Raw genomic sequence first — 18436 nt, 5'->3', positions numbered from 1 at the left:
GAGGAGGTGACGTGGATACAGGGTTGCAGGAGCGGGTCACCGGCCTGCTCCACGAGGCCGGGGTCCAGATCGATGGAACCCGGCCGCAGGATATCCAGGTGCATGACCCGCGCTTCTTCGCGCGGGTCATCGCGCACGGGTCACTCGGCCTGGGCGAGAGCTACATGGACGGCTGGTGGGATGCCAACGTCCTCGACGAGTTCCTGTACCACCTGATGCAGGCGCACCTGGACGAACGGGTGCACGGCTGGCGCGAGGTGGGCGATGCCTTGAAGGCGCGCCTGTTCAACCTGCAGTCCGGGGCGGGCAGCTACGAAGTCGGCCGCCGCCACTATGACCTTGGCAATGACCTTTACCAGGCGATGCTCGGCCAGCGCCTGGTCTACAGCTGTGGTTACTGGCGCAATGCCGACGATCTGGATGGCGCGCAGGAAGCCAAGCTGGACCTGGTGTGCCGCAAGCTGGGGCTGCGTCCCGGGCAACGCGTGCTCGACATCGGCTGCGGTTGGGGCGAGGCGCTGAAGTTCGCCGCCGAACGATACGGTGTCAGTGGCGTGGGCATCACCATCTCGCAGGAGCAGGCCGACTTCGCCCGCAAGCTGTGCGCTGGCCTGCCGATCGAGATCCGGCTGCAGGACTATCGCGAACTTGACGAGCCTTTCGATGCGATCTTCTCGATCGGCATGTTCGAACACGTGGGCGACAAGAACTACCGCAGCTTCTTCGACGTGGCCCGGCGCTGCCTTTCGCCGCGTGGACTGTTGCTGTTGCATACCATCGGCAGCAACATTTCGCGCCACCGCACCGATCCGTGGATCGCCCGCTACATCTTCCCCAATTCAATGCTGCCGTCGGCGGTGCAGATCAGCCGGGCGTTCGAAGGGCGCTTCGTGCTGGAGGACTGGCACAACTTCGGTACCGACTACGACCTGACGCTGCAGGCCTGGCGGCGCAACGTGGAAGCGGCGTGGCCACGGCTGGACGCACGTTATGACGAGCATTTCCGGCGCATGTGGCGCTTCTATCTGGCCGGATCGATGGCCAGCTTCCGCTGCCGGCATGCGCAGCTGTGGCAGCTGGTGCTGTCGCCGGAGGGCGTGCCCGGGGGATATGTGGCGCCGCGGTGATCGCCAGGAATATCCATGCATGGCGTGGATCTACTGGGATCACGCAACCCTGCGGTAGATCCACGCCATGCGTGGATGGCGTACAAAAAAACCGCCCGGTCTCCCGGGCGGTTTTCGTTTCACGCTATGCGGTGCCGTCGATCAGTTGCCGGTGCCGGTCAGGCCACGCTTTTCCAGCAGCGGTTCGATCTGCGGCTCGTGGCCGGCAAAATCGCGGAACAGCTGCATCGCATCCACGCTGCCACCCTTGGACAGCAGGGTCGCGCGGAAGTGGTCGCCGTTCTTGCGGCTCAGGCCGCCGTTGTCGCGGAACCACTTCTGGGTGTTGGCGTCGAGCACTTCCGACCAGATGTAGGCGTAGTAGCCGGCCGAGTAGCCGCCCATGATGTGGCTGAAATACGGGGTCTTGTAGCGCGGCGGCACCGGCGCGTAGTAGATGCCGTCCTTCTCCAGCGCGGCGCGCTCGAAGGCCATCACGTCCTTGGCGGCCGGCACCTGGTCCGGGCCGATCTGGTGCCAGCGCTGGTCGAGCATGGCGGCACCGAGGTACTCGGTGGTGGCAAAGCCCTGGTTGAACTTGGCCGCGGCCAGCACCTTGTCCAGCAGTGCCTGCGGCATCACCGAGCCATTCTGGTAGTGCTTGGCGTAGTTCTTCAGGATGACCGGGTTGTCGGCCCACATCTCGTTGACCTGCGAGGGGAACTCGACGAAGTCGCGCGGCACCGCGGTGCCCGAGAAGTACGGGTACTTCACATTCGAGAACATGCCATGCAGGGCATGGCCGAACTCGTGGAAGGTGGTGCTCACTTCATCCCAGGTCAGCAGGGTCGGCTGGCCGGCCGGCGGCTTGGGAATGTTCAGGTGGTTGGCCACCACCGGCTTGAAGCCGGTCAGCTTGGACTGCGAGACGTACGAGTTCATCCACGCACCGCCGCGCTTGGAGGCGCGTGCGTACGGGTCGAAGATGAAGATCGCCAGCTGGCTGCCATCGGCATCGAACACGTCATAGACGGTGACGTCATCGTGGTAGACCGGCAGGTCGGTGCGCTGCTTGAAGGTCAGGCCGAATTCCTGGTTGGCGGCGAAGAAAACGCCGTTCTCCAGCACGTTCTTCATCTCGAAGTACGGCTTCAGCTGCGATTCGTCGAAGTTGTACTTGGCCTGGCGCACCTTCTCGCTGTAGAAGGCCCAGTCCCACGGCTCCAGCTTGAAGGTCGGCTTGCCGGCGGCCTTCTGTTCCTGGTCGATCATTGCCTGCAGGTCGGCGGCTTCGCGCTTGGCGTTGGCCACCGCTGCCGGGGCCAGCTTGCCGAGCATCGCATTGACCGCTTCAGGGGTCTTGGCGGTCTGGTTGGTCAGGTTGTAGGCGGCGAAGTTGGCAAAGCCCATCAGCTTGGCCTTGTCGGCGCGCAGCTGCATGATGCGCGCGACCAGCGCGGTGTTGTCGAACTCACCGCCGCGGCTGCCGCGGGTGGTGGACGCTTCGTAGATCTTCTGGCGCAGGGCACGGTTGGCCAGGTTGGTCAGCGGCGGCTGGCCGGTGGTGTTGAGCAGGGTGATCACGTACTTGCCCTCCAGGCCACGGGCCTTGGCGGCTTCGGCGGCAGCGGCGATCTGCTCCTTGGACAGGCCGTCCAGTTCCTTGACGTCGTTGACGGTGATCGCCGAAGCGTTCACTTCCGACTGCACGTTCTGGCTGAACTTGGTGCCGAGGTTGGCCAGCTCGGCGTTCATTTCCTTCAGCTTGGTCTTGTCGGCCTCGGACAGCTTGGCGCCGGCGCGCACGTAGTTGTCGTAGTACTTCTCGACCAGGCGAACGCCTTCAGCGTCCAGGCCCAGGGTGGTGCGGCTGTCATACAGCGCCTGGATGCGCGCGAACAGCTTGCCGTTCAGCGCGATCGCATCGCTGTGCGCGGCGAACTTCGCCGAATAGTCGGCCTGCAGCTTCTTGCGGGTGTCGTTGGTGTCGGCGCCGACCAGGCTGAAGAACACGGTGGTCGCGCGATCCAGGGTGTCACCGCTCTTTTCCAGGGCGATGATGGTGTTGTCGAAGGTCGGCTTGGCCTTGGTGTTGGCGATCGCCTCCACTTCCTTCAGCTGCTGTGCCATGCCGGCGTCGAAGGCCGGGGCGAAGTCGCTGTCCTTGATCTTGTCGAACTGCGGGAAATGCAGCGGCAGCGGACTGTCGGCGAAGAACGGATTGGCCTGCTGGGCATTGGCAGCGGCGGCCGGGGCGGCGGCGCTGGCCGAATAGGCGGGCAGGGCAAGGCCGAGGGTCATGGCCACGGCAAGGGCAAGGCGGGTGGTCAAGGTCGATACTCCGGTAAGGCAAACAAGGGCCCGAGGGTAACCCGGCCCGGCGCGCCCGCACTTGTGTCAAAAGGCATGTTGGCAAAGCCGCCCCGCAGCCGGGCCACCCCCTGGGTGGCTGCCCGGGTACCATGCAATCACCGCCCACGGCCATCCGCCATGACCACTGCCTACGATTTCAGCTTCCGCGACCTTGAAGGCCAGCCGCAGGCGTTGGCGCAGTACCAGGGCCGTCCGCTGCTGCTGGTGAACGTGGCCAGCCGCTGTGGCTTCACCCCGCAGTACACCGGGTTGGAACAGCTGTGGCAGGACTATCGTGATCGCGGCCTGGTGGTGATCGGATTTCCCTGCAACCAGTTCGGTGCGCAGGAGCCGGGCGATGCCGCGCAGATCCGCCAGTTCTGTTCGATCGATTACCCGGTCAGCTTCCCGCTGTCGCAGAAGATCGAGGTCAATGGCGAGGGTGCCGACCCGCTGTGGGCATGGCTGTCTCATGAGAAGCGCGGGTTGCTGGGCATCGCCCGCATCAAGTGGAACTTCAGCAAGTTCCTGGTCGATCGCCAGGGCCAGGTGGTGGATCGCTATGCGCCGACCACCAAGCCGGAGCAACTGCGCGGCGGCATCGAGGCGCTGCTTTGACCGGTAGCGCCGGGCCATGCCCGGCGACCGATATCCGCCGGGCATGGCCCGGCGCTAACGAGGCGGCTTATTTCTCGACGAACGCGCGCTCGAACACGTAGTGCCCGGGCGTACCGATGCGCGGCGAAGTCTGGAAGCCACGGCTGTCCAGCACGGTGCGCAGGTCGGCCAGCATCTGCGGGCTGCCGCAGATCATCGCGCGGTCGTTTTCCGGGCTCAGCTCGGGCAGGCCGAGCGTGCGCTGCATCTCGCCGCTTTCCATCAGCGAGGTCAGGCGGCCCTGGTTCGGGAACGGCTCGCGGGTCACCGCCGGGTAGTACAGCAGCTTGTCGCCGACCATTTCGCCCAGGAACTCATGCTCGCGCAGTTCCTTCTCGAAATAATCGCGATAGGCCAGGTCCTTTTCGTAGCGCACACCGTGGCACAGGATCACCTTGTCGAAGCGCTCGTAGGTCTCCGGGTCCTTGATCACCGACAGCCACGGCGCCAGGCCGGTGCCGGTGCCCAGCAGGTACAGGTGCTTGCCCGGGTGCAGGTCGCTGATCAGCAGGGTGCCGGTGGGCTTCTTGCCGACCAGTACCTTGTCGCCTGGCTTGATGTGCTGCAGGCGCGAGGTCAGCGGACCGTCCTGCACCTTGATGCTGAAGAATTCCAGCTGTTCTTCCCAGTTGGCACTGGCGATGGAGTACGCGCGCAGCAGCGGCCGCGCATCGGTCTCCAGGCCGATCATCACGAACTGGCCGTTCTCGAAGCGGAACCCGCTGTCACGGGTGAGGGTGAAGCTGAAGTAGGCGTCGGTCCAGTGGCGGACCTCAAGCACCGTTTCGGCGCCGAAAGCGGAGGACATGGGCGTATCTATCGGAAGTCGTCGGGACAATTCTATCTCAAATGAGACAGGTTCTCATTAGGCGGAACGAGAGGCGTTCTCAGCGATAACCGGCCGCCTGCAGTTCGAACAGCTCGGCATAGCGGCCGCCCTGTGCCATCAGCTGCTCGTGCGTGCCGCTGGCTTCGATCCGGCCATCGGCCAGCACCAGGATGCGGTCGGCCATGCGCACGGATGAGAAGCGGTGGGAAATCAGCACCGCAGTGCGATTATCCGCCAACTCCCTGAACCGCTGGAACACCTCGAACTCGGCGCGGGCATCCAGTGCTGCGGTGGGCTCATCCAGGATCATCACCTGTGCGTCGCGCATCCACGCCCGGGCGATGGCGATCTTCTGCCACTGGCCGCCGGACAGGTCCACGCCCTGCTTGAAGCGGCGGCCGATCTGCTGGTCGTAGCCGCCGGGCAGGGCAGCGATCACTTCCTCGGCCATGCCGCGGCGGGCGGCATCGGAGATCCGCGCGCGGTCGTCCATCGCTTCGACCTGGCCGACACCGATGTTCTCGCCGGCACTGAGGTTGTAGCGCACGAAATCCTGGAAGATCACGCCCAGATTGGCGCGCAGGTCGTCCAGGTCGTAGTCACGCAGGTCGCGCCCATCCAGCAGGATGCGGCCTTCGTCCGGTTCGTACAGGCGTGCCAGCAGCTTGACCAGGGTGGTCTTGCCCGCGCCGTTCTCGCCGACCAGCGCCAGTACTTCGCCCGCGTGCAAGTGGAAATCCAGGTGGCGCACGGCCCATTGCTCGGCATCGGGATAGCGGAAGCCCACGTCCTCGAACACGAAGCCCTCGCGGATCGGCTGCGGCACGCGCACCGCGTCCTTTCGCGAATGGATTTCCGGTTCGATCTGGAAGAACGAATACAGGTCGTCCAGGTACAGCGCCTGGCTGGCCACCTGCGAGAACCCGATCAGCAGGCCTTCCAGCAACTGGCGCAGGCGCAGGAAGCTGCCGGCGAGAAAGGTCAGGTCACCGATCGAGAAATCGCCACGCACCGTGCGCCAGGCGATATACGCATACGCGGTGTAGTAGCCCAGCGTGCCCAGCGCGGCCAGCAACGTGCCCCAGAACGCCCGCCGCCGGGCAAGCGCGCGGTTGGCCAGGAACAGTGCCGCCGACAGGCTGCGGTAGCGGTCGACCAGGAACCGGTGCAGGTTGAAGATCTTTACTTCCTTGGCCGTCTCCACGCTGGCACCGAGCTGGCGCAGGTAGTCCAGCTGGCGGCGCTCCGGCGTCCACAGGAAGTTGAGGCTGTAGCCGGCCGCATTGAAGTGCGACTCGCCGATGAAGGCCGGCACCAGCGCCAGCGCCAGCAGCAGGATCAGCCAGGGTGCGTAGACCAGCAGGCCGACGGCCAGGCTGGCAACGGTGATCGCATCCTGCACCTGGCCGAACAGCTGGCTCATCAGGTTCATCCGGCCCATGGTCTGGCGCCGTGCGCGGTCCAGCTTGTCCTGCAGGTCCGGGTCCTCGAAATCCTCCAGGTCCAGGGTCGCCGCATGTTCCATCAGGCGCACGCTGGTGGCGTTGGCGAACAGCTCCGACAACAGCGCATCGGCGTAGCTGACCAGCCGACCGAGCAGGTCCGAGGCGATCGCCAGGCCGAATTCCAGTGCCAGCAGGCCGAGCAGTGGATTGAGCAGGCCGCTGGACAGCGCCTCGCCCATCGGCGGAAAACCGGCTCCGTGCTGGCTCAGGTGCAGGGCGGTATCGATGATCAGCTTGCCGACGTACAACATCGCCACCGGCAGCAGCGCACGGATCAGGCGCAGGCCGAGGCTGGCCAGGGTCAGTGCGCGGCTGGTCTGCCACACCTGGCGCAGGAACGGCGGCAGGTTGCGCATCGCCTTGAAGCGTTGGCGCAGGCTGGGTTTCTTGGCGCCGGCAGCGCCGGCAATGGGAGAGGCGGGCATGCCGCCATTGTGCGCGCCTGATACGTGCAGGTGGGGTCAGGGCAGCCGTGTGGCCGCACGGGGTCGGATCCCTTTGCTGTGCAAAGGGCTCTGACCCCATCGGCCCGAATCGGGTCAGAGCCCTTCGCAATGCGAAGGGCTGGACCCACCCGCATCCACGCATGGCGTGGATCTACCGAGGCCAGCGCGAGACTGGCCCCGCCGAGAATCACGGCAGCGGCGGCAGCAGCCCAGCCCCCAGCCGGTTCCAGGCATTGATCACTGCAATGCCCATGCTCAGGTCACTGATGCCTTTCTCATCAAAGTGAGGTGCCAGCGCATCGAACGCCGCCTGCGACGGTGCGCCATCGGTCAACCGGGTCAGCGCCTCGGCCCAGCCCAGCGCCGCGCGCTCGCGGTCGTCGAAGAACCGGCTTTCGTGCCAGGCGGGCAGCGTATCCAGCTTGCGCGGCTCGATGCCGCCCTTGCGCAGCGCGGTGCCGTGCATGTCCATGCAGTAGCCGCAGCCATTGAGCTGCGAAACGCGCAGGAACACCAGTTCCATCAACGTCGGATCGATCGAACTGTCATGCACCGCCTTGCTGGTGGCCAGCAGGCCCTTGAAGGCATCGGCGGCCAGGCGGGTGTAGGGAACGCGGGGAGAGGCGTGGTCGGACATTTTCGGCTCCACGGCGGCCACGATGGCCGCCTTTCATTACAAGGACGCCGCAGCATCGCCGCGCGTGACAACCGACGGCAATTTGTTCGGATTGAGCACGCTGTAGAGATTGGCGATGCGGCCATCGACCACCTCGATGGTGGTGATCGAGTGCAGGTGGTCGCCTTCGAAACGCAGGATCGCCGGTTCGCCATTGACGTAGCCGAGCTGTGCCGGATGCGCCGCGCCGCGACGGGCGATGGCCCAGTACAGGCGGCCGATACGCTCGGCACCCCGCAGTGGTCGCACCGCCGCGGTGACCACGCCACCGCCATCGGAAACCAGCAGCGCGTTGGCATGCAGCAGGGCCTGGATGGCCTCGCTGTCGCCACGCTGGGAAGCGTCCATGAAACGCGCCAGCAGTTGCCGGTGCTGGCTGGCATCGGCATTGAAGCGCGGCCGCCCAGACTGCAGGCGCTGCCGGGCCCGGTGCACCAGCTGGCGGCAATTGGCCTCGCTGTGGCCGATCAGCTCGGCAATCTCGCGGTAGTCGTGGTCGAAGGCTTCCTTCAGCAGGAAGGCGGCGCGCTCCTCCGGTCCGAGCTGTTCGAGCAGGGTCAGGAAGGCCACGGAGACGTCGTCGGCCAGCGCGTGCAGCTGCGCGGGGCCGGGCGCCGGGTCGGGTTCGAGGGTGATCGCCAGCGGTTCGGCCAGCCACGGCCCGACATAGTGGGTGCGCTCACGCTTGGCTGCCCGCAGCCGGTCCAGCCCCAGCCGGGTGGTGGTGGTCACCAGCCAGGCCTCGGGGTCGACGATGGCGGCCGAATCGCTGCCGGCCCAGCGCAGCCAGGCGTCCTGGACCACGTCCTCGGCGTCGCTGCGGCTGCCAAGAAGGCGGTAGGCCAGCGCCATCAGGCGTGGGCGGTGGGTCTGGAAGGCGGTTTCGGCGTTCATGTGGGCAAGGACGCGCCAGCGGGGCGCAGCGTGACAGAGGGCAGGTCAGATCTTGCCGGCCAGCGGCCGGCACCACCACCCCACGGTCGAGGGAGGGGGTAAAATGGGCGGATTACCCCCGCCAGCCTTCAGCAAGCGAGCAATCCGTGACATCGATCAAGCAGGAAGACCTCATCCAGTCCGTCGCCGACGCGCTGCAGTACATCTCGTACTACCACCCGGTCGACTACATCAAGAACCTTGCCGCCGCCTATGAGCGCGAGGAGTCGCCGGCAGCGAAGGAGGCGATCGCGCAGATCCTGATCAACTCGCGGATGTGCGCCGAAGGCCATCGGCCGATCTGCCAGGACACCGGCATCGTCACCGTGTTCCTGGAAATCGGCATGGACGTGCGCTGGGATGACGCCACCATGGGCGTGGAGGACATGGCCAACGAAGGCATCCGCCGCGCCTACCTGTACCCGGACAACAAGCTGCGCGCTTCGGTGCTGGCCGATCCGGCCGGCAAGCGCATCAATACCAAGGACAACACCCCTGGCGTGGTCAACGTCAAGGTGGTGCCGGGCAACACCGTGGAGGTGATCGTTGCCGCCAAGGGCGGTGGCTCGGAAGCCAAGACCAAGTTCGCCATGCTCAACCCGTCCGACTCCATCGTCGACTGGGTGCTGAAGACCGTGCCGACCATGGGCGCGGGCTGGTGCCCGCCGGGCATGCTCGGCATCGGCATCGGCGGCACTGCCGAGAAGGCGATGCTGCTGGCCAAGGAAGCGCTGATGGAGCCGATCGACATCACCGAGCTGCAGGCCCGTGGTGCGTCCAACCGCATCGAGGAACTGCGTCTGGAGCTGTACGAGAAGGTCAACGCACTGGGTATCGGTGCGCAGGGCCTGGGTGGCCTGACCACCGTGCTCGACATCAAGATCAACGACTACCCGACCCACGCGGCCAACCTGCCGGTGGCGATGATCCCGAACTGCGCCGCCACCCGCCATGCGCACTTCACCCTGGATGGCAGCGGCCCGGTGATGCTGGACCCGCCGTCGCTGGAGGACTGGCCGAAGCTGACCTACGACGCGTCCAAGGGCACCCGCGTGGACCTGGACACGATCACCCCGGAAGACGTGGCCAGCTGGAAGCCGGGCCAGACCCTGCTGCTCAACGGCAAGCTGCTGACCGGCCGCGACGCCGCGCACAAGCGCATGGTCGACATGCTCAACAAGGGCGAGGAACTGCCGGTCGATCTGAAGGGGCGCTTCATCTACTACGTCGGCCCGGTCGATCCGGTGCGCGACGAAGTGGTAGGCCCGGCCGGTCCGACCACCGCCACCCGCATGGACAAGTTCACCGAGCAGGTGCTGGCACAGACCGGCCTGCTGGGCATGGTCGGCAAGGCCGAGCGCGGCCCGGCCGCAATCGAGGCCATCAAGAAGCACAAGTCGGCCTACCTGATGGCCGTCGGTGGTTCGGCCTATCTGGTGTCCAAGGCGATCAAGGCGGCCAAGGTCGTCGGCTTTGCGGACCTGGGCATGGAAGCGATCTACGAGTTCACCGTGGAAGACATGCCGGTGACCGTGGCCGTCGATTCCACCGGCGAGTCGGTGCACAAGACCGGCCCGCGCGAGTGGCAGGCCCGCATCGGCAAGATTCCTGTCGTGGTGGAATGATCGGCGCGGCGTCGACCACGCCCGTCCGATTTCAGAACGGCGCCCGGGTGGCGCCGTTCTTCGTTTAACGACTGCAACCGCGCGGCTTTGCTAGGGTGTGCGCGTTGCCAGGCAAGGGAAGCTGTTTGTGCGTCAAGGAATACACAATGTTTTCGCCGCAGTCGCCCTTGCCTTGATGGTGGGCTGCGCGCCGCAGTATTACGTCGAGCAACCCACCAGCGAGGCCGGCCGTGTGTGTGCGGCGGGGTGTGCGCAGCGGCACATGCAGTGCGCGGATCAGGCGCGTTCGATGGCCGAGATGGCGCAGCAGAGCTGTCAGTCGGGCAAGGAGCGCGTCATCGACAGATGCAGCGACATCGTTGACGAAAAGATGCGGCATCGTTGCGAGGGTGCACGTGGTGCCGGCGCATACTGTGCCACCGCATCCAATACGCGCGCCTGCGATGCGACCCGTGCGCAGTGTGTACTCGACTGCGGTGGATCGGTGAGCGAAATCCGTTCTTCCGGCAGTCTTCCGGTCTATTGAACAAGGAGCGTCCTGTGAACCTGTTGCGCACCCTTTCCCTTGTCACCCTGCTGGTCGTGGCCGGCTGCAGTACGTCGTCCTCGTCGTATGGCGGTGGGGGCGGCTTCAGCGCCGGTGCCCAGTGCCAGATGCAGTGCCAGGCCAGCTATCGCAGCTGCATGGCCGAAGGCCAGGGGATCGGCAGCCGCCAGTCCAGCTGCGAGCAGCAGGTGGCACCGACGCCGGACCAGCGCTGCAAGGACATCGAGCATCCGGAACTGCGCCGTTCCTGCGAGTTGAAGGCGCACGACTGCACGCTGCGCGCACCGATGATGGGCTGCGGCGAGCGTCGTGATACCTGCATGAGCACCTGCGGCTGACCACGCCGGGGACAGCGCGCATAATCAGCCGTTCCCCGCCCAGGACAGGTCCTATGCGCACCACCTTGTATGGTTCCACCAGCACCGCCTCGCTGGTGGTGCACTGGCTGCTGATCGAGCTCGGCATCGAGCACGAACTGGTGCTGCTCGATTTCGAAACGCGCGAGCACAAATCAGCTGGCTACCTGGCGCTCAATCCGGCGGGCAGGGTGCCGACCCTGTTGATCGACGACCAGGTACTGACCGAGGCGGCCGCGATCGCGCTGTATCTGGCAGACCGTCATCCGCAGGCAGGGTTGCTGCCTGCCGTCGGCACGCCGGCACGCGGCGAGGCCTATCGCTGGATGTTCTGGTGCGCCAACACCGTGCAGCCGGCATACCGCGCCTGGTTCTATCCGCATGAAGCAGCGGGTGGCGAGTGCATCGAGGCCGTGCGTACGATGGCCCGGCAGCAGTTGGAGGCGGCGTGGCAGCACGTTGCCGCACACCTGCAGGACGGCGGTCCCTACCTGCTCGGCGATGCGCCGGGCGTGGTCGATTTCATGCTGGTGATGTTGATGCGCTGGTCACGCAACATGCCCACCCCCAGCGACCACTGGGCGGCATTGAAGGCGTATGCGGATCGCCTGAAGGCGCGCCCGGCGTTCGCCGAGGTCTATCGCCGCGAAGGCATCACCGACTGGCGGTAACCCGTTCTGTAGAGCCGGGCATGGCTCGGCTCTACCAGAGCGGGGCGGGTTACAGGATCTCCAGCACCGTTTCCGGAGGCCGGCACAGGCGGGTGCCCTTCGCGGTCCGTACCACCGGGCGGTTGATCAGCCGTGGGTGGGTGGCCATCGCGGCCAGCAGGGCGTCGTCATCGCTTCCCTGCAGACCCAGTGCGGCAAACTCGGGTTCCTTGCTGCGCACCAGCCCGGTCGCGGCCAGGCCGGATTCGGCCAGTACCTGGCGCAGCGTGGCCACGTCGGGCGGGCTGCCGAGATAGTCGATCACCACCGGCTCGAAGCCGGCGTCGCGGATCAGCTTAAGCGCCCCGCGCGAGTTGCTGCACGCGGGGTTGTGCCAGATCGTCACATCCATCAGAACCACTCCAGCAGGGACACGCCCACGCCGACGTAGGTCGCCTTGTGGTTGTAATCGATCAGGCTCTCGCCATAGCCGTCGAAGATCTGCACATGGCCGCGCAGCAGGTTGCTGATCGGGAAGCCGTAGTCCAGCTGCAGCGCGCCGTGCGAGCGGTCACCGGTGCGCAACGAGTGGCGCGCCATCAACGAGACCTCGTGACCCTTGTGGTTCCAGGTCAGGGTCGCGTCGCCGCGGCCCATGTAGTCCTCGATGTCCGGGTTGTTGTCGTCGCTGCGGGTCTCGGGAATGCGGTACCAGGGACGCAGCACCAGTGCCCAGTTCTCGCGGTCGAGGCCGACGTTGAGGATCACCCGGTTCCAGCTGCGCGACAGCGGATCGGCACGGCCGTTGGACTGGTGGTTGAGGCTGATGCCGGTCATCCGCCCACGCCAGCCACCGATCGAGTAGCCGTTGCGGAACATCATCATCACTTCCGGCTCGTAGTTGGTCTCGCGGAACGGGCGCGAGTCCTCGCCGTTGTAGGCCTGCCAGCGCGAACTCTGGGTGTAGCCCGCCCAGATGTCGCCGTTGTCGCCGAACAGGCTCTCGGCGATCTTGGTCTTGAAGCTGATCTGGAACTTCAGCTCGGCGCTGTCCAGCACCTGCGGGGTGGTCACGCTGTTGGCCGGGTTCGGCGAGTGCGGCATGGTGTTGCGGTCGCTGGTCCAGAAGGCCGGCAGCAGGTACACAGGCTTGTACGCGCGCAGCTGGAACGGGCCCAGCTTGGAGTCCTCGGCCAGTTCCCAGCGGCTGTCCAGCAGCGAACCGCGGCCGGCATTGGCAAGTGCGCTGTCCGGCGCTTTGGAACGGAAAAGATCGCTGACACGTTCGCGCAGTTTTTCCTCGCCTTGGCTTACCCGCGTGGTGTCGCGCTGCTCACGGCGCGCCTGTGCGGCGGCTTCGGCGGCGGCGTCAGCTTCGGCGGTGGCCTGAGGCGTGCGCCCGAACTGGCGGTCGTAGCAGGCCAGGCGGGCAGCATCGGTCGTGATGGCCGCGCAGGCGGCCGGCGAGGCCTCGGCGCTGGGCGCGAATTCCTGGGCAGCCACAGGTGCGCTGGCCAGGGCCAACGCCAGCGGTGCAAGGCGGGGAAACAACGGAGAGAGGGTCATTGCAGCAGGCCCTTCGGAATGAATGCGGAAAGAGGGACAGTGTGGCGGCTGCATCCGGTAACGGCCAGCCCCACGGGTTTATGCCCGGCGTGTGCGTGCGCGCTGCGTGAAGGCCGCATGCCTCACAGGAACCAGGCGAAGGCGAACAGGCCCAGCATCGCGATCACCAGCGCCAGCTTCAGTGCCAGGCCCAGCAGGATGCCCAGCCAGGTGGCCAGCCCGACCTTGGTCGAGCGGCCGAGCTCACGGGTATGCCAGTACTCGCCCAGCAGCGCGCCCAGCAACGGCCCGGCGAACAATCCGATCGGCATGAAGAACAGGCCGACGATGCTGCCGATGAAGGTGCCCCAGAGCGCTTTGCGGCTGGCGCCCACGCGCTTGGCGCCAACTACGGTCGCCAGCACGTCGACCAGCAGCGACAGCGCGGTCAGCACGCCGAGGATCAGCAGAGTGGGCCAGCCGACATGGACGAAGCCGTCTGCCCAGGCCGCCAGCACCAGCCCGATGAAGACCAGCGGGATGCCCGGCAGGGCCGGCAGGACGATGCCGGCGATGCCGATGAGGACAAAAATGACCGCTAGCAGATACAAGATGAATGAGAGGTCCATGCTGTCCAGTATGGTTGTCTTTTTGGGGTTGACAGTGAAAGGTTTTTGCCAGTTGCTTTTTCGTTTTGGTCGGGTTAAGTTGCAGTCGCTGAGCTTGGCAAGGTCACCGTGGATCGTGGCCTGATGAAGCAAGATCGTTCCGATCCGCTGCATCGATGCACCTCGCTTCCCCCTTGCTTGTCAGCCGCCCAACAGGCGTATCCAACAACAAGTAGAGAGTCAAAGGGAGTTAGTGAGATGGCTGATCGCGAGAACGGTACCGTGAAGTGGTTCAATGATGCCAAGGGCTTCGGCTTCATCAGCCGGCAGAATGGCGAGGACGTGTTCGTGCACTTCCGTGCCATCGAGACCCAGGGCTTCAAGAGCCTCAAGGAAGGCCAGGCTGTGAGCTTTGAAGTGGTGCAGGGCCAGAAGGGCCTGCAGGCTGACAAGGTCCAGCCGGCGTAATACCTGCCGCTTGCCGGCATGAAAAAGGCCCGCGCAAGCGGGCCTTTTTTTGTTGCTCCGGTTCTGATCGGCCGGGGCCCGCTGCGGTTCAGCGCAGGATGACCTTGCCGTTGACCACGCGGACATAGGTGTTTTCGCGGATGCCGCCGAGGTCGCGCTGGTTGACCACGATGGTGCGGCCGTCATCCATGCGCACGCTGATGTCATACGTATCGCTGGTGACGTTCTTCTGGATCTGGTTGCCCGCCAATGCGCCACCCACGGCGCCGGCGGCGGCGGCGATGTTCTTGTTGCCGCGGCTGCCGCCGGTGTGGTCGGAGATCTCATGGCCGGCAACCGCGCCGACGATGCCGCCGAGGATCGCGCCGGTGGCGGAGGGCGCGGTACGGCCGGACTGCACGGCATTGATGCGGGTGACGATGCCGCAGTCGGCGCAGCGGCCCTGGTTGTAACCGGAGTTGTTGCCGTAGCCACCGTTGTTGTAACCGTTGTTGTAACCACCACCGCCGTAGCCCGGCGAGGTGGCACAGCCGGCCAGGCCGACGGTTGCAATGACACTGGCGGCGATGAGCTGGATCTTCATGGGGCATCTCCTGGCCGTGAAGGCGGGTGCGTTGGGTGGTACTGCGTCATGCAGCAGGGTGAGCGAATCCTCCTCTTTCCAACGTGAACAAGGCGCCAACCACCTCGGCCTTCGCCCACTCGAAGATGAATCAGCGGAAGTCCTGATGACAGGCCCGGCAATCGTCCTGCAGTGCCTGGACCTGCTGCGCCAACGCGTTGCAGTCGATGGGCGGGCTGGCCAATGCCGCATTGAGATCGGCCCGGTACTGGCTGGCGTGCTGCTGGAACTGCCGGCTGTCCTTCAATCCGGGGAAGGCCTCGTCCAGATCGTTGGACAGCAGGCGCAGCACCTGCAGGCGCGGGACGCTGTCGGCCAGGCTGCAGCGGTTCTGCTGCTGAGCCTGCTGCAGCAGATCCGCCTGTCGCTGCATCACCTGCATCAGGCTGTCCGGGAACGGATCGCGGCGTGCCTGCAGTGCGCGGCCGACCATCACCGTGGCAATCAGGCCGATCAGCAGGCCCAGGCCGAGCACGAACAGATAGCGGTAGGCGGTGGACGGGCGGCGGGGTGGGCTGGCACTCATGGCGGGCGCTCCGGGCGTGCAACGGTGGGTTCGGCGTCGTCGTGCTGTAGTCAGGGGACCTGCACGTTAAAATAGCCCGATGAACGAACAGGTCAAACAACGCTTCGCCGGTATTGAACGGCTGTATGGCGTCGGCGCGCTCGAGCGCCTGCAGGGCAGCCGTGTTGCCGTGGTCGGCATGGGCGGCGTCGGCTCGTGGGTGGTAGAGGCGCTGGCGCGCTCGGCGGTGGGCCATCTGGCCCTGATCGATGCCGATGACATCTGCGTATCCAATACCAACCGCCAGCTGCCGGCGCTGGAAGGCAACTACGGCCGCAACAAGGCCGAGGCCATGGCCGAGCGCTGCCGGGCGATCAATCCGCAGATCGAGGTCGACGCCGTGCAGGCGTTCCTGACCCCGGCCAACATGGCCGAACTGCTGGACCGCGGTTTCGACCTGGTGATCGATGCCTGCGACAGCTTCCGTGTGAAGGTGGAAACCATCGCCTGGTGCCGCCGCCGCAAGCTGCCGTTGCTGACCGTCGGCGCGGCCGGCGGTCGTACCGATCCCACCCTGGTGCGCATCCGCGACGTCTCGCGCACCGAGCATGACGCGATGCTGGCGCTGATCCGCAAGAAGCTGCGCAGCGAATTCAACTTCCCGAAGAATGCCAAGCGCTATTTCGGCGTGCCGGCGGTGTATTCGCTGGAAAACGTGAAATATCCGCAGGCCGACGGCAGCGTCTGTGGCCTGCGGCCGAACCTGGGCGCGGATGCGGCCCTGAAGCTCGATTGCGGCGCTGGCCTGGGCGCGGCCACCCACATCACCGGCGCGTTTGCGTTCGCGGCCGTCGGCAAGGCGCTGGAGATGCTGCTGGAGCCGAAGAAGGTGAAGGCCGAAGTGGTCGAGGATCACGCCGACGCGTGATCGATAGCGCCGGGCCATGTCCGGCGAGCGCACAGCGCGACCAGCACAATGCCGCCGGGCATGGCCCGACGCTACCGGTCAGGCGGGCAGGTTGAACAGCCGCCGTGCGTTGTCCGTGGTGGCCCGCGCCACGTCTTCAATGTCCATTCCGCGCAGTGCGGCGATGTGGCGGGCGATGACCGCCAGCCGCGCCGGCTCGTTGCGCTGGCCACGGATACCCGCGTCGGGCTGGTCCGGCGCATCGGTCTCCAGCAGCAACTGTTCCAGTGGCATCGTGCGGACAAGCCGCTGCAGGCGCTGCGCTCGCTCGTAGGTCAACGGTCCGCCCAGGCCAAGCAGGAATCCCAGCTTGTGCAATTGTGCGGCCTGTTCCGGGCTGCCGGAAAAACTGTGCACCACCCCGCGCAGGCCACCGATGTGGCGGATCGCGGTGATCACCGCATCCACTGCACGGCGGGCATGCACGATCACCGGCAGGTCAAACTCGCGCGCCAGCGTCAGCTGGCCGAGGAAATACTCATGCTGGACCTCGGCATCCAGGCCCTCGACGAAGAAATCCAGCCCGCATTCGCCGATCGCGCAGGGCCGCTCCTGGTCGATCCATTCACGCAGCTGCGGCAGGTGTTCGGGCCGGTGCTGGTCAAGGAACATCGGGTGCAGGCCATAGGCGGGGTAGAGGCCCGTCGCCTGCTGGCAGACCTCGCGCAGCTTTGGCCAGCTGGCCGCAGTGACCGCCGGAACCACCTGCATCTGCACGCCGGCAGCGCGCGCGCGCTCGATGACCGCCGCGCGGTCGCCATCGAATTCGCTGGCATCCAGATGGCAGTGGCTGTCGACCAGCAGGTTCAACGCTGCTCCAGGGGCGGTGGCGTGGTCGCGCTGCGATTCTTCCAGTTGGCCAGCAGCAGGGTGCCCAAGCCCAGCATCAGTTCGTCGACGAACGGAATCGGGTCGGGGATGAACAGGGTCAGCGCGAACAGGCCCGCGGTCAGCTTGAACAGGGTGGGGTAGCGCAGCCGGCGTGCCCATTGCAGGACCGGCAGCAGCATCGGGTTGGCCATGGCGGAGGTCCTCCTGGGGAATGTGCAAACGCTACCACGGGCCCAGCATTTCCAGATGCTGAATGGGTTACGGCGGTGAGCAGGAAATGTGGAGATTCCGTTCAGGCACCGCATGCTGCAATCTGGCCTGAGAACGTTGCGGACGGTCCGCAAGGAGCAGGTCATGAAAAGCACAACTACAACTGTCCTGGTCGCAGCGGGCGCGCTGCTGGTCGGTGGTATCGCCACCGCCGCCTTCATGAAGAGCGGCGACAAGTCGCCGGAGCAGCTGAGCGCCGGAAACCCGAGTGAATCGCGCCTGGTCGATGGCAATGCCACCGACGATGGCGCACGTGGCGACGCAGTGGACGCCAGTGCGCCGCGTGGCCTGGAATACGCCGATGTGCTGAAGGTCGATCCGATCACCGAGAAGCAGAAGGCCTATGCCACCGTGATCGGCACCGATCCGGTACGCGAGACGTCCACCACCCAGACCCCGCATGAGGTCTGCCAGGACGTGGTGGTGCAGGAACGCCTGCCCGAGCGTGACGGCAACGTCGGTGGCACCGTGGTCGGTGCCGTGGTCGGTGGCCTGCTGGGCAACCAGGTGGGCGGCGGCAATGGCAAGAAGGCCGCGACCGCTGCCGGTGCCGTGGCCGGTGGCTTCATCGGCAACCAGGTCGACAAGCGCCATGTGGGTGGCCGTGTGGTCAACCGCACCGAGCGCCAGTGCCACACCGAAACGGCGACCTCCGAGTCGAGCCGTGTCACCGGCTACAACGTGACCTACCGCAATGAAGACGGCACCACCGGCACCATGCGCATGGGCAGCAAGCCGGGCAACCGCATTGCCATGGGCACCAGTGACGTGGTCAAGGGCTACAACGTGACCTACCGCTACGACGGCGCAGAGAAGACCGTGCGTATGGACAACAAGCCGGCCAGCGATCGCCTGCCGGTGGTGGATGGGCAGCTGGTCACCCAGACGGCTGCAGCCGGCGACGCGACCGCGAACCGTCAGTAATCCTCCGGCAACAT

At 65.8% G+C, this 18436-nt stretch carries 21 protein-coding genes; 9 read left to right on the top strand and 12 right to left on the bottom strand.

The annotated features are described in order from the left end of the window. The first annotated feature begins 11 nt into the window (after nt 1-11). Entirely contained in the window at nt 12-1127 is a 1116-nt protein-coding gene (gene cfa, locus CR918_RS11885) for a cyclopropane fatty acyl phospholipid synthase (protein WP_099843053.1), read from the top strand. A gap of 141 nt (nt 1128-1268) precedes the next feature. Here cfa and CR918_RS11880 read toward each other — a convergent pair whose 3' ends face one another. Continuing rightward, on the bottom strand, nt 1269-3437 hold the full coding sequence (locus CR918_RS11880; RefSeq protein WP_099843052.1) for a M3 family metallopeptidase: 2169 nt from the start codon (nt 3435-3437) through the stop codon (nt 1269-1271). Nucleotides 3438-3596: 159 nt separating this feature from the next. Between CR918_RS11880 and CR918_RS11875 the strand changes: the two genes are divergently transcribed. Continuing rightward, nucleotides 3597-4076, top strand: coding sequence for a glutathione peroxidase (locus CR918_RS11875; RefSeq protein ID WP_025876749.1), 480 nt, complete (start codon nt 3597-3599; stop codon nt 4074-4076). A 67-nt stretch (nt 4077-4143) separates the two neighbouring features. Here the strand turns inward: CR918_RS11875 and CR918_RS11870 are convergent, their stop codons facing one another. From CR918_RS11870 to CR918_RS11855, 4 genes are all read right to left on the bottom strand, one after another. Then, on the bottom strand, nt 4144-4923 hold the full coding sequence (locus tag CR918_RS11870) for a ferredoxin--NADP reductase (RefSeq protein ID WP_049466610.1): 780 nt from the start codon (nt 4921-4923) through the stop codon (nt 4144-4146). A gap of 79 nt (nt 4924-5002) precedes the next feature. Beyond that, the gene (locus tag CR918_RS11865) at nt 5003-6874 is read right to left on the bottom strand and encodes an ABC transporter ATP-binding protein (protein ID WP_099843051.1); all 1872 of its coding nucleotides are present in this window, start codon (nt 6872-6874) and stop codon (nt 5003-5005) included. 208 nt (nt 6875-7082) lie between these two features. Next, nucleotides 7083-7532: a carboxymuconolactone decarboxylase family protein gene (locus tag CR918_RS11860; protein ID WP_025876752.1), complete on the bottom strand. Its 450-nt coding sequence runs from the start codon at nt 7530-7532 to the stop codon at nt 7083-7085. A gap of 36 nt (nt 7533-7568) precedes the next feature. Next, complete coding sequence (locus CR918_RS11855) at nt 7569-8465, bottom strand: RNA polymerase sigma-70 factor (protein ID WP_099843049.1); 897 nt, start codon at nt 8463-8465, stop codon at nt 7569-7571. A gap of 146 nt (nt 8466-8611) precedes the next feature. Between CR918_RS11855 and CR918_RS11850 the strand changes: the two genes are divergently transcribed. The 4 genes from CR918_RS11850 to CR918_RS11835 all read left to right on the top strand — a co-directional run bounded on the left by CR918_RS11850 (nt 8612) and on the right by CR918_RS11835 (nt 11703). Beyond that, nucleotides 8612-10129 carry a fumarate hydratase gene (locus CR918_RS11850; protein WP_025876754.1) on the top strand — a complete coding sequence of 506 codons (1518 nt, stop codon included), beginning with the start codon at nt 8612-8614 and terminating at the stop codon, nt 10127-10129. Nucleotides 10130-10418: 289 nt separating this feature from the next. After that, a complete protein-coding gene (locus CR918_RS11845) occupies nt 10419-10655 on the top strand; it encodes a hypothetical protein (RefSeq protein ID WP_243379082.1) in 237 nt (78 codons plus the stop codon). Nucleotides 10656-10669: 14 nt separating this feature from the next. Next, nucleotides 10670-11014 (top strand): hypothetical protein, encoded by a 345-nt coding sequence (locus tag CR918_RS11840; protein WP_099843047.1) that lies wholly within the window; start codon nt 10670-10672, stop codon nt 11012-11014. A 53-nt stretch (nt 11015-11067) separates the two neighbouring features. After that, complete coding sequence (locus tag CR918_RS11835) at nt 11068-11703, top strand: glutathione S-transferase family protein (protein ID WP_099843045.1); 636 nt, start codon at nt 11068-11070, stop codon at nt 11701-11703. A 49-nt stretch (nt 11704-11752) separates the two neighbouring features. Here the strand turns inward: CR918_RS11835 and arsC are convergent, their stop codons facing one another. The 3 genes from arsC to CR918_RS11820 all read right to left on the bottom strand — a co-directional run bounded on the left by arsC (nt 11753) and on the right by CR918_RS11820 (nt 13856). After that, nucleotides 11753-12094: an arsenate reductase (glutaredoxin) gene (gene arsC / locus CR918_RS11830; RefSeq protein WP_088101706.1), complete on the bottom strand. Its 342-nt coding sequence runs from the start codon at nt 12092-12094 to the stop codon at nt 11753-11755. Next, nucleotides 12094-13248, bottom strand: coding sequence for a phospholipase A (locus CR918_RS11825; RefSeq protein ID WP_099843043.1), 1155 nt, complete (start codon nt 13246-13248; stop codon nt 12094-12096). Before CR918_RS11825 ends, arsC begins: the two co-directional genes overlap by 1 nt. Nucleotides 13249-13370: 122 nt before the next feature. Next, nucleotides 13371-13856, bottom strand: a complete 486-nt coding sequence (locus CR918_RS11820; protein WP_033831531.1) for a DUF456 domain-containing protein — start codon at nt 13854-13856, stop codon at nt 13371-13373. Nucleotides 13857-14093: 237 nt separating this feature from the next. Between CR918_RS11820 and CR918_RS11815 the strand changes: the two genes are divergently transcribed. Next, complete coding sequence (locus tag CR918_RS11815; RefSeq protein WP_025876765.1) at nt 14094-14303, top strand: cold-shock protein; 210 nt, start codon at nt 14094-14096, stop codon at nt 14301-14303. 88 nt (nt 14304-14391) lie between these two features. Here the strand turns inward: CR918_RS11815 and CR918_RS11810 are convergent, their stop codons facing one another. Both CR918_RS11810 and CR918_RS11805 read right to left on the bottom strand, forming a co-directional pair. After that, nucleotides 14392-14886: a glycine zipper 2TM domain-containing protein gene (locus CR918_RS11810; RefSeq protein ID WP_032978839.1), complete on the bottom strand. Its 495-nt coding sequence runs from the start codon at nt 14884-14886 to the stop codon at nt 14392-14394. Between the two features lie 130 nt (nt 14887-15016). Next, nucleotides 15017-15451, bottom strand: coding sequence for a cytochrome c (locus CR918_RS11805; RefSeq protein WP_099843041.1), 435 nt, complete (start codon nt 15449-15451; stop codon nt 15017-15019). Nucleotides 15452-15530: 79 nt separating this feature from the next. On the opposite strand from CR918_RS11805, the gene CR918_RS11800 reads away from it, so the two are divergent. Further along, nucleotides 15531-16358, top strand: a complete 828-nt coding sequence (locus CR918_RS11800; RefSeq protein WP_099784764.1) for a tRNA threonylcarbamoyladenosine dehydratase — start codon at nt 15531-15533, stop codon at nt 16356-16358. Between the two features lie 78 nt (nt 16359-16436). Here CR918_RS11800 and CR918_RS11795 read toward each other — a convergent pair whose 3' ends face one another. Further along, the gene (locus CR918_RS11795; RefSeq protein WP_099843040.1) at nt 16437-17207 is read right to left on the bottom strand and encodes a TatD family hydrolase; all 771 of its coding nucleotides are present in this window, start codon (nt 17205-17207) and stop codon (nt 16437-16439) included. Beyond that, on the bottom strand, nt 17204-17419 hold the full coding sequence (locus CR918_RS11790; protein ID WP_080148438.1) for a DUF6116 family protein: 216 nt from the start codon (nt 17417-17419) through the stop codon (nt 17204-17206). Before CR918_RS11790 ends, CR918_RS11795 begins: the two co-directional genes overlap by 4 nt. 163 nt (nt 17420-17582) lie before the next feature. Here CR918_RS11790 and CR918_RS11785 point away from each other — a divergent pair, with 163 nt between their 5' ends. After that, on the top strand, nt 17583-18422 hold the full coding sequence (locus tag CR918_RS11785; protein ID WP_025876774.1) for a glycine zipper 2TM domain-containing protein: 840 nt from the start codon (nt 17583-17585) through the stop codon (nt 18420-18422). Nucleotides 18423-18436 lie beyond the last annotated feature (14 nt).

The organism is Stenotrophomonas indicatrix (assembly GCF_002750975.1).
In the GTDB taxonomy this organism is placed as follows: Bacteria; Pseudomonadota; Gammaproteobacteria; order Xanthomonadales; family Xanthomonadaceae; genus Stenotrophomonas; species Stenotrophomonas indicatrix.
This window is presented reverse-complemented; position numbering and strand designations above follow the sequence as displayed.